Here is a 14,888-nt window from a genome sequence, read left to right as displayed (position 1 = left end):
CGCCCGTGCTACGCCACGCGCGCGCCGTCGTCGTCCGGCCAGTGCGGCTCGTTGGCGCCGGGCGGCGTCAGCGGTGGCAGGCCGTAGGCGGCGCGTGCCTTGTCGCAACTGGGGTTGTGCACGCCGTCGACCCACGACGCTTCGAACTCCCGGCAGGGCGTCGAGCGGTTGGCGTAGATGCTGCAGCCGACCTGCTTGCCGATCTCGCCTTGCAGGCTGGTACAACGACAGGGCTTGGCGTCGGTGCCGATCATGGCCACCCGCGACGGGCTGATCTGCACCACCAGATCGTCGGGCACCAAGCCGCCGGACGACTGGCATTCGCCCCAGAAGAAGGACACACGGAAGTACCCGCAGCAGGCGCCGCAGTCAAGGCAAGGGTTGTTTTCGGACATGATGCCACGGAGGGGGAAGGATTGAGGGAAGCGGGTCTGGCCCGCCGCTCTTTGTAATCCAAGCCCAGGCGGCTGAGAAGAGGGGCGATGAAAAATAAATGGGCAGCCGATGGCTGGTCGAGCGGCCTCGCCACGGGTCGGCATCCGTGGCGAGGCCGATGCTTTACTTGTGGATCAAGCCATCGGCCCGGAACATCTGCCGGATGCCGCGGATGGCCTGGCGGATGCGGTCCTGGTTCTCGATCAGGGCGAAGCGCACGTGGTCGTCGCCATAATCACCGAAACCGATGCCCGGCGACACGCAGACCTTGGCCTCGGCCAGCAGCTTCTTGGCGAACTCTAGCGAACCCAGGTGCGCATAGGCCTCGGGAATCTTGGCCCAGACGTACATCGACGCCTTAGGGTTCTCGACCATCCAGCCCAGCTCGTGCAGCCCCTTGACCAGCAGGTTGCGCCGCTGGCGGTACTGCTCGGCGATGTCGCGCACACATTGTTGGTCGCCTTCCAGGGCCGCGATGGCCGCCACCTGCAAGGGCGTGAAGGTGCCGTAGTCGTGGTAGCTCTTGATCCGCGCCAGGGCGCTGACCAGCTCGGGGTTGCCGACCATGAAGCCGATGCGCCAGCCGGCCATGTTGTAGCTCTTGGACAAGGTGAAGAACTCCACTGCGATGTCCTTGGCGCCGGGCACTTGCATGATCGACGGCGCTTTCCAGCCGTCGTAGACGATGTCGGCGTAGGCCAGGTCGTGGATCACCAGCACGTTGTACTGCTTGGCCAGCGCCACCACGCGCTCGAAGAAGTCCAGCTCGACGCACTGCGCAGTGGGGTTGGAGGGGAAGCCCAGGATCATCATCTTCGGCTTGGGGATCGACTCGCGGATCGCCCGTTCCAGCTCGTTGAAGAAGTCCACCCCCGGCACCAACGGCACCGAACGCACCTGGGCACCGGCGATCACCGCGCCGTAGATGTGGATGGGGTAGCTGGGGTTGGGCACCAGCACCGTGTCGCCTTGGTCGAGGGTGGCCAGCATCAGGTGCGCCAGGCCTTCCTTGGAGCCGATGGTGACGATGGCTTCGTCGTCCGGGTCGATGTCGACGGCGTAGCGGTCCTTGTACCAGCGGGAAATGGCACGGCGCAGGCGTGGGATACCGCGAGAGGTGGAATAGCCGTGGGTGTCGTCACGCTGCGCGACCTGCACCAGTTTCTCGACGATGTGCGGCGGCGTGGCGCCGTCGGGGTTGCCCATGCTCAGGTCGATGATGTCCTCGCCACGGCGGCGGGCGGCCATCTTGAGTTCGGCGGTGATGTTGAAGACGTAGGGAGGAAGACGATCGATGCGCGCGAAACGGCGCGGCGAAGGGGTATCAGCCATGGAAGCCTCTAAGACGTAAGCGCCCGGAACCGTCCGAGCGACGTTGGCCACTGCGGTGGCCGAAACAGACGATACTGCTGCTCGACCACCTTTGCAAAGAAATATTTCCTGTTTAATCCGTTAATTCAGGCCTTTTCATCGAATCTTCTTTTGATGCTGAGCCGGGGCGCCCACCTCAACGCAGGTAACGGTAACTGTCCATGCTGATCTGAGTCGCGTGCAGCCCCTCCGAAGGCTCCAGCGATTCGCCGGTGATGTGGCTGAAGGCGGTGTCTTCGCTGCCTAGGTGCACCAATCGATCGTCCACCTCCCCTTCGGTCAGCATCGTGTAGGACACCGTACGCATGGCCACGTACTGCTCGTCGTCCTGAGTCATGCGCTGGTGGTGGGCCATCACCTGCCCATCATCCAGATCCAATGTCTTGTCGAGTTTGACGCCCCACCGCGCAAGACACACCTCAGCGAAATGCCGCACCACCAAGCCCGGTTCTTTCAGCTGATCGCCTTCGGCGTCGCCGTGTATCGAAGCATTGCCGACCAGCGTGGCGTGGCGGCCGGGCATGGGATAGACGTGCAGGTGCGTCGTCGGCTTGGCCTTGGGAACCACGCAGGCGAATCCCTTGGAACGCTCGTCGCGCGAGTAGAAGCCCACGTACTCCTTGACGTTCCCTGCCAGCTCGACCCGCTCGGTGCTCATGTTGCCCACCCCCGGCACCGGATCGATGGCGAAGATGTTCACCGGCACCGCGCTCAACTCCGGATCCTGAGCCATGGCATTGGCCAGCATATGGCAACTGATCCCGCCCCGGCTCCAGCCGACCAGATTCACCTGCTCGGGAATCACCGGCTTGCGGAACTGCTTGATGATCTGTTCCTGCAACTGCTGTGGCGTGGTCTTGCGTTCGCCGTAGTCGTAGGTGCGCCAGAACCAGCTGCCCGTTTCGCTGGGCGGCGGGATTTCGACGCCTGCGCTTTGCAGCTTCTGATACTCCTCTTCGCTCAAGTGCTGGCGCTGCCAATCGGCCTTGCCCTTGATGACCTGCAGGGCATGCTGGACGTTTTCCTCCCAGCCCTTGCCGAACAGCTGGCCGGTCCAATTGAAGTAGCGGCCGGGTTCGACGAACAGCTGGTCGTCCTGAAGATTGCCGCTGCCGGGCCCGTCCATGACGATCCAGTCGGCGAACTCGCGGCCCTGGTCGTGGCTGGCCAGGGTCGAGACCAGCTCGCCGTTCCAGTAGTTGGCGTTGTGGGCATCGAAGCTCTGCGAGCCGGTGCCACAGAAATATACGGTGAATACGCTCATGGGTTTGCGTCCTGTTCGGTAGGGAGACGCAAGACTGAAGCGATTTTCGCCGTTACCGCAGAGGGAATCGCGCGCATAAAAAAACCCTGGCACCAGGCCAGGGTTTTCGATTACCGCACTGTCGTTACCGCGCGTAGGTCATCAGCACATCGGCGGCGGTCTGACTGTCCACCGACATCATCAGGCTCAAGGCCATGACGGTGAGGATGGAGAAGCCGAACACCTTGCGTGCCCACTTGCTGTCGTCCTGGGCCTTGTAGCCGCCCCAGGCCATGTACAGCCAGTACAGGCCCATCGCCGCCGCCACCACCAGGTAGCCGATGCCGGCGTAACCGCCGAGGGTCAGCATGAGGGTGGCGAGCACGAAGGCCAGGATGTACAGCAGGATCTGCTTCTTCGCGGCCAACACGCCACGCGCCACCGGCAACACCGGAATGTTGGCGGCGCGGTAGTCGTTGAAGCGGAAGATGGCGATGGCGAAGCTGTGCGGCATCTGCCACAGGCTGAACATCACCAGCAGGGTCACGGCGGCCAGGTCGAAACTGTTGCTCACGGCGCAGTAGCCGATCACCGGAGGCATGGCACCGGACAGGCTGCCGACCAGGGTGCCGTGCACCGATTTGCGCTTCAACCACAGGCTGTAGAAGCCGACGTAGACCACGAAGCCTGCCAGCGCGCAGTAGGCCGCCAGCGGGTTGGCCTGGACGTACAGCAGGCCGAAGCCGGCCACGCCCAGCAGCGTCGCGTAGACCAGCGCCACGGTCAGGGACATGCCGCCCTGGACCATGACGCGGTTCTTCGTACGCTCCATCTTCTGGTCGATGTCGCGGTCGATGCAGTTGTTGAATGCACAGCCGGAAGCCACTACCAGGCACGTGCCGACGATCACTGCCAGCAGCAGCATGAAGTCGACGTGGCCCTTGGCAGCCAGAAAGAAACCGCCTGCCACGGAAATCACGTTGCCGAAAATGATGCCGGGCTTGGTGATCTGGATGAAGTGCTTCACGGACATGCAGTCTTACCTCACTTGGCCATCATTTCGAAGTGGATGCTGAAGATGATCCACAGCGACAGGCCGACCAACAGTGCGATCACCATGACGGTGAAGAGGAACGTCGTCAGGTTGTTGCGTTGTTGCTTCGAGCGGTCCATGTGCAGGAAGTAGAACAGGTGAACCACGACCTGGACCACGGCGAGCGCGACGATGACCATGATGGTCGTGCTCTTGGTCAGGTTGAACATGCCCGGGTACATCGCCATCGCGAACGGAATCGCGGTCAGGATCACCGACAACACGAAGCCGATGGCGTAAGACTTCACGCTACCGTGGTTGTCTTCGTGGTGCGTGTCGTGTGCATTGGCCATTACAGAACCCCCAGCAGGTAGACGACGGTGAAGACGCAGATCCAGACCACGTCCAGGAAGTGCCAGAACAGGCTCAGGCAGCTCATGCGGGTCTTGACGCTCGGGGTGATGCCTTGGGTCTGGAGCTGGTACATCAGTACCGCCATCCAGATCAGGCCCGAAGTCACGTGCAGACCGTGGGTGCCTACCAGGGCGAAGAAGCCCGACAGGAAGCCGCTACGGGTCGGACCGAAGCCTTCGTTGATCAGGTGGTGGAACTCGTAGACTTCCATCCCGATGAAGCCGGCACCGAACAGGAAGGTGACGGCCAACCAGCCCAGCACACCGCCCTTGTTGCCCTTGAACATCTGCAGCATGGCGAAGCCGAAGGTGATACTGGACAGCAGCAGCAACCCGGTTTCGACGGCCACGAACGGCAGTTCGAAGATGTCGTGACCCGACGGGCCGCCGGCAAAACTGCCGGACAGCACCGCGTAGGTGGCGAAGAGCGACGCAAACAGGATGCAGTCGGTCATCAGGTAGAGCCAGAAACCGAAGACGGTCATCTGGCCCGAGTCGTGGTGGTGATCGTCGTGACCATGGTCGTGACCATGATCACCAGCGTGGATTACATGACTGGACATTGATTAAACCCGTTCAAACGTTTCGACACGAGCGCTACCGGTAGGTACGCCGGCGAGCTGCAGGGCCCGTTGACGTTCACCTTCGATGCGCGCCACTTCCTCGGCAGGAACCATGTAGCCCTGGTCGTCACGTGCAGCGTGGCGAACGAAGACTGCGATGGTCGCGACCAGGCTGACGCCGACCAGCCACCAGATGTGCCAGACGAAGGCGAAACCGAAGACCGCCAGCAAGAGGCCCATGAACACACCGGTCGAGGTGTTGTTCGGCATGTGGATCGCTTCGTACTTGGCCGGAGCCTTGTACGCAACGCCCGCATCCTTGGCTTCGTGCCAGGCGTCCAGGCCGACTTTTTCCGGCATGGTGGCGAAGTTGTAGAACGGTGGTGGCGACGAAGTCGACCATTCCAGGGTACGGCCGCCCCATGGGTCGCCCGACACGTCCAGGTTCTGGTTGCGGTCGCGAACCGATACGTAGAGCTGGATCAGCTGGCAGGCGATACCGCAAGCGATCAGCGCGGCGCCGGCGACGGCGACGTACAGGTAGGGTTCCCACAGTGGGTTGTCGGTGTGGTTCAGACGACGGGTCATGCCCATGAAGCCCAGCGCGTACAGCGGCATGAAGGCCACGTAGAAGCCGGAGATCCAGAACCAGAACGCTGCCTTGCCCCACTTCTCGTTCAAGGTGAAACCGAACGCTTTCGGGAACCAGAACGCGAAGCCCGCGATGTAACCGAAGACGGCGCCACCGATGATCACGTTGTGGAAGTGCGCGATCACGAACAGGCTGTTGTGCAGCACGAAGTCCGCGCCCGGTACGGCCAGCAGTACGCCGGTCATGCCACCGATCGAGAAGGTGACCATGAAGCCAAGGGTCCACAGCATCGGCGGGGTGAAGCGCACGCGACCTTGGTACATGGTGAACAGCCAGTTGAACAGCTTCACACCGGTCGGGATGGAGATCAGCATCGTCGCCAGGCCGAAGAAGGTGTTGACGCTCGCGCCGGCACCCATGGTGAAGAAGTGGTGCAGCCAGACCGCAAAGCCGAGGATGGCGATCGCACCCGATGCGTAGATCATCGCGTGGTGGCCGAACAGGCGTTTGCTGGAGAACGTCGAGGTGACTTCCGAGAACACGCCGAAGGCCGGCAGGATCAGGATGTAGACCTCAGGGTGACCCCACGCCCAGAACAGGTTGACGTACATCATCGGGTTCCCACCAAGCGAGTTGGTGAAGATGTGGAAGTCCAGATAACGGTCAACGGTCAGCAGCGCCAGTGCGGCGGTCAGGATCGGGAACGAAGCCACGATCAGGACGTTGGCCCAGGTGCAGGTCCAGGTGAAGATCGGCATGTCCATCAGTTTCATGCCAGGCGCGCGCATCTTGGCCACGGTGACCAGGAAGTTCACGCCGGTGAGCGTCGTGCCTAGACCCGATAGCTGTAGCGCCCAGATGTAGTAGTCGACGCCTACCCCCGGACTGTACTCGATGCCGGACAGCGGCGGATACGCGACCCAACCGGTCTTGGCGAACTCGCCGACACCCAGGGAGACGTTCACCAGGATGACGCCTGCAACCAGCAGCCAGAAGCTCAGGGAGTTCAGGAACGGGAAGGCAACGTCGCGCGCACCGATCTGCAGAGGCAGGGCCAGGTTCATCAGGCCGGTGAAGAACGGCATCGCCATGAAGATGATCATGATCACACCGTGGGCGGTGAAGATCTGGTCATAGTGCTCAGGCGGCAGGTAGCCTTCGGAGCCGCCGGTGGCGAGGGCTTGCTGGGAACGCATCATGATGGCGTCGGCGAAGCCGCGCAGCAGCATGACCATGGCGACGATGATGTACATCACGCCGATCTTCTTGTGGTCGACCGAAGTCAGCCACTCGCTCCACAAGTAGTTCCACTTGCGGAAGTAGGTGATGCCACCTGCCACAGCGATACCGCCGAGCGCGATGATGGCAAGCGTCACCATCACGATCGGCTCGTGATACGGTATCGCCTCCAGACTTAATTTACCGAACATCTCTTACTCCTCTGCCCCGGCAGCTGGTTGCTTACTCGAATCCACACCCTGGGTTGTGGCCAGATCCTTGCTGCCTTCTTTTTCGTGGCTAACACGGCCGCGGTTCATGCCTTCGTACTTGTCGACGATCAGCTGGAACTGCTCAGGCGATGCCTCGCTGTACAGCACGACTGGATTGTTTTCAGTAGGTTTGGCCAAGGCGTCGTAGGTGGCCTTGTCCAGCTTCAACGGCGAACGCTTCACTTCGGCGACCCATGCATCGAAGTCAGCCTGGGAAGTGGCGGTCGCCTTGAACTTCATGCCGGTGAAACCGGCGCCGCTGTAGTTGGCGCTGATACCGTCGAATACACCTTCCTCGTTGGCGATCAGGTGCAGCTTGGTGGTCATGCCCGCCATCGCGTAGATCTGGCCACCCAGGCCCGGGATGAAGAACGAGTTCATCACGGCGTCGGAGGTGACGCGGAAATTGATCGGGGTGTTGGCCGGGAAGTTGATCTTGTTCACCGTGGCAATGCCTTGCTCGGGATAGATGAACAGCCATTTCCAGTCTAGCGCGACCACGTCGATCTGCACCGGCTTGACGTCGGAGTCGAGCGGACGGTACGGGTCCAGGCGGTGCGTGGACAGATAGGTGACATAACCCAGGGCGATGATGATCAGGATCGGGATGATCCACACCGCGGCCTCGATCTTGGTCGAGTGCGACCAGTCGGGGGTGTAGGTGGCCGACTTGTTGGAAGCGCGATACTTCCAGGCAAAGGCCAGGGTCATGATGATGACCGGCACTACCACAAGCAGCATCAGGCCGGTTGCGATCAGGATCAGGTTCTTTTGCTCAATGCCGACCTGGCCCTTGGGGTCGAGCAGGGTCCAGTTGCACCCACTGAGTAAAAGCATGCCTAAAACGGGCAATATGCCAAACAGTCTGGGGTAACGCTTTTTACTCATCTCACGACCTCTAGATCAGCTTGCTTCAATGCAATTGTGTTTTGGTAGCCGACGTTCCTTCCTGCCAAACGCCAGCATTTCTTAGCTCGAATACGCGCCGGCCAATGATCCGACTGCAGGATTTGGCGAGGAACGTGTTCGACGGTGCTTTAGGTACTATAGGCAAACGGCCTGTGCTGCAGACCAAGTCCATTTGGTGCGAGAAAAACGCGGAGGGGTATCCGCCCGGAATCGCCGCAGGCGAAACTTGACGAAGTCAGCAAAAAGGAGCGCTGAGGCTTCCTTCTATCCTGCGACTCGCAAGCAGTTGCCGAACGGAAATTGGGGGCGATTGTAGTTAGCTAGCCAGACGGTGACTATGACTTATTGAGCAACAGTCCTTTACATAAACCGTAACAATAGGCCATGCAAAATCAACTTTGCGACAGTTTGTCGCACCCCCTCTTAAGCCCCTGAAAGCCTTTGGCTATGCGGCTTTCAGCGCTCCCGCAAGGTCTTTCGGGCTGGTTGCCGCAGTTACCGGGGACTCCTTGAAAGCCCCCTACCCTGCGGCATTTTGTCTAACCCTTGCGGCGGTTGCGCACGATCCCCAGCGGTACCAGCACTGCGGTGAGCACGAAGGCCACCAAGGCCCACTGCGCCAGCGACAGACCCAGGATCGGTGGGTAAGGCGTGCTGCAGAAACCGTCGACCTGGAACGCCAGGGGCCACAGCTTGGCGAGCGGCAAGTCGTCGACGATCGGCTGCAAGGTGTCGATGCCGCAACTGACCATGGGGTTGGCGAGTATATAGACATGGTTGCCCGCCGCAACAATCCCACCCAGGGCACTGACCACCACCAGCGCCTCGCACACCGTCAGGCTGCGCCGCCCAGGCATGGCCGCGCCGAGGAAGGCGAACACCGCGATGAACAGCAAGGCATAGCGTTGCAGGATGCACAGCGGGCACGGCGCTTCGCCCAGGACGACTTGCATGTACAGCGCGCCGCCGATCAGCGACAGGCAGATGACTCCAAGCAAAACCAGAAAGCGCCGTTCCCGGTTCAAGGTGGAGGAGAGTTCGTTCATTGCCGGGTCCTTCGATGGAAGAGGCTTCGATGGAAAATCACAGCGCACGCCTGAGTCGCTAGGACTCGAGCCAGGTGAATCGGTTCAACGAGGGGGCCGATCCGGTATACGCCCAATGTCGGCAACAGAGGTTGCGACAGCGGGAGTGAAGAATACAGAGATTAATGAAGGATTAAAGGTAAACGAGAGGGATGCGCTTTCATTTAAGACGCGCACGGGTGCAGGTGCCTATACGGCAGCCGGGATAGCAGGAAGTGGAAGATTCGCAAGATGGGCTACGCGCAGAGCGCATGCGAGGGCGTTCGGTAACGCTACCGGGCCCTCGTGTGTGCAGACCTGCCCTGACGAGCACCTGTCGGGCGCAAGCCGCGCCCCAGGGCTACGATCACGGACGTTTCTCGTTCAGCGACTCCTGCAGTGCGAGGGACGCCGCCAGGCGGGTCACTTCCAGATCGTTGTCGGAATACAACCGCTGACCGGTTTCGTCTTCGATGCAAAACGCTTGGGTGACCCCTGACTCACGCAGTTCTTCAGGGACATCGCTACCGTGAACCTTGATGACATGAATGGACATGACGCTCTCCTAACCAGGACGTTGAATCATTTGGATGGAGGCGAACGGCGATAGGTTCGAACGGGGGTGGGGGGGATCCCGACCAACGGATTTGCGGGGATAGTTCCGTTGAAAAGATATAATGCCGAGCGTTTTGCAGGTGCTGACAAGGTCATGCCGACCCGCCGAGGTGAGCAATCAGATGGTCGATGAGTACGCGCACCTTCGCCGGCAAAAAGCGCGTCGGATGGTAGAGCAACCAGATCTCGCCCTGGTACTTGCCCGGATCGAGCTCCCACTCGGGCAACACGTGCAAGACCCTTCCCTGCGCCAGGGCGTCTCTGGCGATGAAGTCCGGAAGATTGGCAATGCCCAGATCGTTCTCGGCGGCACTCAACCGTGCGCCCGCATGGTTGGCGATGTAGCGACCGTTGACCTGGACGGACTGCGTCCGATCTCCACGCCGTAACTTCCAGCGACTGTCATCGGGCGTCTCCCCCAGATACACGCACTGATGCTGGGCCAGGTCTAGAGGTACGCTTGGAATGCCATGGTTTTTCAAATACCCGGGGGATGCGCAAAGCAGCCAGCGGACCCTTCCCAATGGCCGCCCGGCCAGCCCTTGCGGAGGGCGATCAGTCAAACGGATCACCAAGTCCAAATCATCTGCGAGCGGGTCGGCGTCGAGGTCGTTGAATACCAGTTGCACCTCGATCTGCGGATGATGCTTTAGAAATTCGAGCACGAGCGGGTGCAGTACCGTTCGCGCGAACTGCGTGGGCGCGCTCAGCCTGACCCGCCCTTTAGGCGAAGCGGCAAGCTCGCCGGCCACGTCCACCGCACTGTTGGCGGCTTCGAGCATTCGCGTGCAGTGGCGGTAGACCTCCATTCCCGATTCGGTCGGACGGATCCGCCGCGTCGTACGCTCCAGCAGCTGCGCCCCCAACGATTGCTCGAGGCGCTTGATCTGCCGGCTCACCGAAGAAGGCAGACTGCCAAGCTGGCGGGCCGCTTCCGAGAAGTTGCCCGCGTCGATGACGCGCACCAGCAGCGCCATGTCGGCCAGGGATTCATGCAACTGGGCTGGGGTCATCGGCATGCCGTCACGGGATTTATGCAAACGCAGCATAACTGATGTGTCAGACCGATGCGTTGTCTCGTCCTGTGTGCGACTCGATACTGCCCGCCTCTACAACAGGGGCCTGCCCATGGACAGCCAGCGTAAATCGTTACTCGTCAGCGACCTCATGCTGCTAGCCGTGGCGGTGGTATGGGGCACGAGCTATGGGGTCGTGAAATCGGCCCTGGTGTTTTACCCGGTGCTGGGGTTGCTCGCCCTGAGGTTCACGATCACCTTCGTCCTCCTGAGCCCGGCGCTACGGCAACTGGCTGGATTGTCGTGGCGCGAATACTTGGGATTGCTGAGCACAGGGCTCCTGCTACTGGGGATTTTCCTGAGCGAGACGTTTGGAGTGCTCCATACCTCTGCCACGAACGCGGCGTTCCTCATCAGCCTGTGCGTGATGCTCACGCCTTTGGTCGAGTGGATATGGCTGAACAGAAGGCCGACCCGACTGGAGTGGTTGGCTGTAGGCATCTCCATGGTCGGGGCTGCGCTGATGGCACTGCACGGCGAGTTCGGAATGAACGTGGGGGATGCACTGATCTTGCTGGCCGCAGTGTGCAGAGCCGTGCAGGTGTGCCTGGTCAAGCGCGTCGTGCAATGCAGCCAGATTCCAGCCTTGGCTGTGACCGCGTTGCAGTCTGGGGTCGTTGCAGTGGGTTGCGTGTTGTTGGCGCTCATCACTCTACCGACGCCGATGCAAAGCCTTGCCGAGGTGTCCGGCCCGACGGCTTTTTGGAGCTACATCGCCTACTTGGTCCTGGCGTGCACGCTGTTCGCTTTTTTCGCCCAGAACTACGCGATAAAGCGCAGCAACCCGACCCGGGTTTCGCTGCTGATGGGCAGCGAACCCTTGTTCGGCGGGCTATTTGCGATGCTCTGGCTCAATGAACCCATCACCGTTCAAGGCTGGATAGGGGGCGGGTTGATCTTTGCGTCGTGCATTCTCGCCAGTCGGAAATGGTCGTTCTGGCGGCCGAAGGCGACGGCGGCCGTTTCTTGATAGCGCCGTAAGGCCATCGTTTGCAGCGCGGCGATCCATCCTTCAAGCAGTTGCATGGATATGGTCATCGAAAGCTCTGCATCTGCCTTCGCAGTTCGGGGTGACGCCGCAGGCAAGGATCTTTCCTCTGGGGGCACGAACCTTTTCGATGACCATTCATCGATTGACCACGGTCGTCTACACGACGCGTTCGGCCCCTGCGCTGATCCACCTTCGAATAGCCCTTCCCTATCGTGACAAATGCTAAGGATCAATTAGCGCAGGCGGCTGTCACTACATACTATCGCTTTGCCATTATCTGGCTTTACGCCAGTACTCGGTCCGGCACCCCTCCCGCCCGCGCAGGTTTACCCAGGCATGAACAGACCCATCCCCCTCGCTACCCGTATCGGCCTTGGCTTCGCCGCCATCGTCTCGCTGCTCGTGCTGGTCACCGCCGTTGGCATGCAACGGGTCGGCTTCATCGACTCGACGCTGGAACACGTCAGTGAAAACGCCGCCAAGATCCAGCGTTACGCGATCAACTTCCGCGGCAGCGTGCACAACCGCGCCATCGCCATCCGCGACGCCGTGCTGGTCGACAACGACCGCGACCTGGCCCGCCACCTGACGGAGATGACCGACCTGCAAAAGGCCTACACCGACTCGGCCGGCCCCATGGACCAACTCTTTGCCGAACGCGGCGTGTCACCGAACGAGCAGCAACTGCTGCAAGCGATCAAGGAAATCGAAACCCGTACCCTCGCCTCCTCCAAGGCCGTGCTCGACCTGCGCCAAGCCGGCGACATCGCCGGCGCGCAAGCCCTGCTGCTGCGCGAGACCTCGGCCGACTACAGCGAATGGCTCAAGCGCGTCAACGCACTGATCGACCATGAAGAAGCGTCGATCAAGCAACAGTTGAACGAAGTGCAAAACACCGCCAGCCAATTCCGCGGCCTGATGCTGGGCGCCACCGGCGTGGCCCTGGTGCTGAGCATCCTGCTGGCCATGGTGATCATGCGCTTCGTGCGCTCGACCCTCGGCGCCGAGCCTACCGACGTCGGCCAGGCCATCGAACGCCTGGCGGCAGGCGATCTGTGCCAGACCATCGACACGCCCTACCCGCGCAGCGTGATGGGCGTACTCAAGACCGCGCAAGACCGCCTGGCCGACACCATCGCCCAGGTGCGCCTGGCCGCACAGGCGGTCAACCAGTCGTCCACCCAACTGTCGCAGACTTCCAGCGCCAACAACGAACAGATCGGCCTGCAAACCCACGAAACCCAGCAGGTGGCCACGGCCATCGCGCAAATGGCAGCCACCGTCAACGAAGTGTCCGGCTATGCGGCCAAAGCGGCCGAGGCCACCCGCCAGGCCGACCAGGAAGTGGAGCAAGGCAACCGTCTGGTCGCTAGCTCCACCTCAGCCATCGAGCAGTTGGCGACCACTTTGGCCGACACCACCGACACCGTGGAAGAAGTGTCGCGTCAGGGCGAGCGGATTGGGACCGTGGTGGATGTGATCAACTCCATCGCTTCGCAGACCAACTTGCTGGCCCTGAACGCTGCTATCGAAGCCGCGCGTGCGGGTGAGCATGGTCGGGGTTTCGCGGTGGTGGCGGATGAGGTGCGGTCGCTGGCCAACCGCACGCAGCAGTCGACCGAGGAGATTCGCGAGATGATCAGCAGCTTGCAGACGGGGACCGAGGCGGCCAGCCGGACCATGCGTAGCAGTTGCGAGCTGGCGGACTCTACGGTGAGCCAGACGCGCGATGCGCAGCAGGCGCTGGCGCGGATCAGCCAGGAGGTGGGGGCGTTGAACGATATGAATGCGCAGATTGCTAGTGCTTCGGTGCAGCAGAGTGCGGTGGCGGAGGATGTGGCGCAGAATTTGACGCGGATTCATGGGTCGACGGTGCAGACGGCGACCGGGTCGATGCAGGTGGCTTCGTCGAGTCGGGAGTTGACGGAGTTGGCGGAGCGGTTGGCGGAGAAGGTGGCGATGTTTAAGGTGCGGTGATGGCGAGTAGGCCTGGCTGTCGATTGGGTTTGTTAGGCCTGGGGCTGCGCCAGCTGCGGGCTGGCGGCAGCGTGTGGCTCTAATCGGTCAGATCAGGTCAGGTCTTGTCTCTGGGGCTGATCAGCTTTCCGCACTCCTCGCCCGCTAGCTGGCTGATGATCTTGATCGCTTGGTGGATGCCTGCGGTTTTGCGGAAAGCCGAAGGAGCGTCGGGGTCGCATTCCAGCGTTTCATCGTGGTCGATCAGGGCTTCGCTTAGTAGTTCGAGCGTCCAGGCGTAGCTTTGAATTTTGGATAGTTGCTCTTGGTCGGTCACGGGTCGGCCCTCTTGGATTCAGAAGGAATGTGAACCAAGCTACTGGGCAAGCTAAGGCGCTGAAGCGCGAGTACGCACCAAGAGTGGTGGCGGTGAGCGGATGCGGGGATTTTGAAGCGGCTTCGGGTGGTCATTCATGAGTTCCTTTCGTAGTGGAACTGCCACCGCTTGCGGCCAAGCAAGTAGAGGTGGCAGCGGTACGCGGGTTGGCCGACCGGGACGAAAGGAGCCCGGCACACCCGAAGGTGTCCCACGCACCACCGCCATAACACGACACCGCGGGCGCAAAAAAAGCGCCTGAGGTGAAGACTGGGCGCTGCTGCGCCTTTCGATTCCGACCGGCCAAGGTCGCATCGCCGATGCTTCGGCGACGGGGTAATTTATTCGGGTGGGTGGGGTTGTGCAAGCTTGTTGCGCTACATTCGTAGGGCAAGCGGATTACGGCCTTGACCATCGAACAGGGTGTAATCCTTGTCTCGCGGCTTAGCGGCCTCGCATTTGGGTCTGATAATGGTGTAACAGCGCGAGCCACAGGTATGCGTTTTCTCATCGAATCGGCATATACCGAAAACCGGTAGATGGTCAGAGACAAAACGAGATGGACATAAACAACAAAGCCCGCACTGGGCGGGCTTTGTTGGATGCTTCGTAGGCGGTCGTGGACCGCTAGAAACCTATTTCTGGTGCCGGAGACAGGAATCGAACCTGCGACCTTCGCGTTACGAGTGCGCTGCTCTACCGACTGAGCTACACCGGCGTGTTGCGCAACGTACCATTGCCGCGAACGTTACGCAAACCTA

Annotated in this window: 14 protein-coding genes, 1 tRNA gene and 1 pseudogene; 3 read left to right on the top strand and 13 right to left on the bottom strand. The window is 61.1% G+C overall.

What is annotated here, in order from left to right; genetic code table 11:
- Positions 1–8: 8 nt before the first annotated feature.
- The 11 genes from B4M43_RS00235 to B4M43_RS00185 form a co-directional block, all read right to left on the bottom strand.
- Positions 9–395: a YkgJ family cysteine cluster protein gene (locus B4M43_RS00235; RefSeq protein WP_296262998.1), complete on the bottom strand. Its 387-nt coding sequence runs from the start codon at positions 393–395 to the stop codon at positions 9–11.
- A 163-nt stretch (positions 396–558) separates the two neighbouring features.
- Positions 559–1,767, bottom strand: a complete 1,209-nt coding sequence (gene alaC / locus B4M43_RS00230; protein ID WP_296262996.1) for an alanine transaminase — start codon at positions 1,765–1,767, stop codon at positions 559–561.
- Between the two features lie 175 nt (positions 1,768–1,942).
- Positions 1,943–3,070, bottom strand: a complete 1,128-nt coding sequence (locus tag B4M43_RS00225) for a hypothetical protein (RefSeq protein ID WP_296262993.1) — start codon at positions 3,068–3,070, stop codon at positions 1,943–1,945.
- Positions 3,071–3,194: 124 nt separating this feature from the next.
- Positions 3,195–4,082, bottom strand: coding sequence for a heme o synthase (gene cyoE, locus B4M43_RS00220; protein WP_296262992.1), 888 nt, complete (start codon positions 4,080–4,082; stop codon positions 3,195–3,197).
- An 11-nt stretch (positions 4,083–4,093) separates the two neighbouring features.
- On the bottom strand, positions 4,094–4,435 hold the full coding sequence (gene cyoD / locus B4M43_RS00215) for a cytochrome o ubiquinol oxidase subunit IV (protein ID WP_296262990.1): 342 nt from the start codon (positions 4,433–4,435) through the stop codon (positions 4,094–4,096).
- A complete protein-coding gene (gene cyoC / locus B4M43_RS00210; protein ID WP_296262988.1) occupies positions 4,435–5,058 on the bottom strand; it encodes a cytochrome o ubiquinol oxidase subunit III in 624 nt (207 codons plus the stop codon). The genes cyoD and cyoC overlap by 1 nt, the downstream gene beginning before the upstream one ends.
- 3 nt (positions 5,059–5,061) lie before the next feature.
- Positions 5,062–7,080 carry a cytochrome o ubiquinol oxidase subunit I gene (gene cyoB, locus B4M43_RS00205; protein WP_296262985.1) on the bottom strand — a complete coding sequence of 673 codons (2,019 nt, stop codon included), beginning with the start codon at positions 7,078–7,080 and terminating at the stop codon, positions 5,062–5,064.
- A gap of 3 nt (positions 7,081–7,083) precedes the next feature.
- The gene (cyoA, locus tag B4M43_RS00200; RefSeq protein WP_296262984.1) at positions 7,084–8,028 is read right to left on the bottom strand and encodes a ubiquinol oxidase subunit II; all 945 of its coding nucleotides are present in this window, start codon (positions 8,026–8,028) and stop codon (positions 7,084–7,086) included.
- Positions 8,029–8,588: 560 nt separating this feature from the next.
- On the bottom strand, positions 8,589–9,095 hold the full coding sequence (locus B4M43_RS00195) for a disulfide bond formation protein B (protein WP_296262982.1): 507 nt from the start codon (positions 9,093–9,095) through the stop codon (positions 8,589–8,591).
- Between the two features lie 385 nt (positions 9,096–9,480).
- On the bottom strand, positions 9,481–9,669 hold the full coding sequence (locus B4M43_RS00190) for a hypothetical protein (RefSeq protein WP_296262981.1): 189 nt from the start codon (positions 9,667–9,669) through the stop codon (positions 9,481–9,483).
- Between the two features lie 151 nt (positions 9,670–9,820).
- Complete coding sequence (locus B4M43_RS00185) at positions 9,821–10,777, bottom strand: LysR family transcriptional regulator (RefSeq protein WP_296262979.1); 957 nt, start codon at positions 10,775–10,777, stop codon at positions 9,821–9,823.
- Between the two features lie 79 nt (positions 10,778–10,856).
- On the opposite strand from B4M43_RS00185, the gene B4M43_RS00180 reads away from it, so the two are divergent.
- The 3 genes and pseudogenes from B4M43_RS00180 (at position 10,857) to B4M43_RS21035 (ending at position 13,772) form a co-directional block, all read left to right on the top strand.
- Entirely contained in the window at positions 10,857–11,774 is a 918-nt protein-coding gene (locus B4M43_RS00180) for a DMT family transporter (protein ID WP_296262977.1), read from the top strand.
- 357 nt (positions 11,775–12,131) lie between these two features.
- Positions 12,132–12,656 (top strand): annotated as a pseudogene (locus tag B4M43_RS21040) (MCP four helix bundle domain-containing protein); the annotation flags it as partial.
- Between the two features lie 57 nt (positions 12,657–12,713).
- On the top strand, positions 12,714–13,772 hold the full coding sequence (locus tag B4M43_RS21035) for a methyl-accepting chemotaxis protein (protein ID WP_414707801.1): 1,059 nt from the start codon (positions 12,714–12,716) through the stop codon (positions 13,770–13,772).
- 97 nt (positions 13,773–13,869) lie between these two features.
- On the opposite strand, the gene B4M43_RS00170 is transcribed toward B4M43_RS21035, so the two are convergent.
- Both B4M43_RS00170 and B4M43_RS00165 read right to left on the bottom strand, forming a co-directional pair.
- Positions 13,870–14,088 carry a hypothetical protein gene (locus B4M43_RS00170; protein ID WP_296262973.1) on the bottom strand — a complete coding sequence of 73 codons (219 nt, stop codon included), beginning with the start codon at positions 14,086–14,088 and terminating at the stop codon, positions 13,870–13,872.
- Positions 14,089–14,769: 681 nt separating this feature from the next.
- Positions 14,770–14,845: transfer RNA gene (locus B4M43_RS00165), tRNA-Thr, on the bottom strand.
- Positions 14,846–14,888: the final 43 nt, after the last annotated feature.

It is taken from the genome of Pseudomonas sp. UBA6562, from assembly GCF_002434265.1.
Taxonomy (GTDB): Bacteria; Pseudomonadota; Gammaproteobacteria; order Pseudomonadales; family Pseudomonadaceae; genus Aquipseudomonas.
This window is presented reverse-complemented; position numbering and strand designations above follow the sequence as displayed.

Bases quoted from the DNA above. Each gene is read 5' to 3' on its own strand.
- alaC (WP_296262996.1), bottom strand. From the start codon at position 1,767: ATGGCTGATACCCCTTCGCCGCGCCGTTTCGCGCGCATCGATCGTCTT.
- B4M43_RS21035 (WP_414707801.1), top strand. From the start codon at position 12,714: ATGCTGGGCGCCACCGGCGTGGCCCTGGTGCTGAGCATCCTGCTGGCC.
- cyoE (WP_296262992.1), bottom strand. From the start codon at position 4,082: ATGTCCGTGAAGCACTTCATCCAGATCACCAAGCCCGGCATCATTTTC.
- B4M43_RS00185 (WP_296262979.1), bottom strand. From the start codon at position 10,777: ATGCTGCGTTTGCATAAATCCCGTGACGGCATGCCGATGACCCCAGCC.
- B4M43_RS00190 (WP_296262981.1), bottom strand. From the start codon at position 9,669: ATGTCCATTCATGTCATCAAGGTTCACGGTAGCGATGTCCCTGAAGAA.
- cyoD (WP_296262990.1), bottom strand. From the start codon at position 4,435: ATGGCCAATGCACACGACACGCACCACGAAGACAACCACGGTAGCGTG.
- B4M43_RS00180 (WP_296262977.1), top strand. From the start codon at position 10,857: ATGGACAGCCAGCGTAAATCGTTACTCGTCAGCGACCTCATGCTGCTA.
- B4M43_RS00235 (WP_296262998.1), bottom strand. From the start codon at position 395: ATGTCCGAAAACAACCCTTGCCTTGACTGCGGCGCCTGCTGCGGGTAC.
- cyoB (WP_296262985.1), bottom strand. From the start codon at position 7,080: ATGTTCGGTAAATTAAGTCTGGAGGCGATACCGTATCACGAGCCGATC.
- B4M43_RS00195 (WP_296262982.1), bottom strand. From the start codon at position 9,095: ATGAACGAACTCTCCTCCACCTTGAACCGGGAACGGCGCTTTCTGGTT.
- cyoA (WP_296262984.1), bottom strand. From the start codon at position 8,028: ATGAGTAAAAAGCGTTACCCCAGACTGTTTGGCATATTGCCCGTTTTA.
- B4M43_RS00225 (WP_296262993.1), bottom strand. From the start codon at position 3,070: ATGAGCGTATTCACCGTATATTTCTGTGGCACCGGCTCGCAGAGCTTC.
- cyoC (WP_296262988.1), bottom strand. From the start codon at position 5,058: ATGTCCAGTCATGTAATCCACGCTGGTGATCATGGTCACGACCATGGT.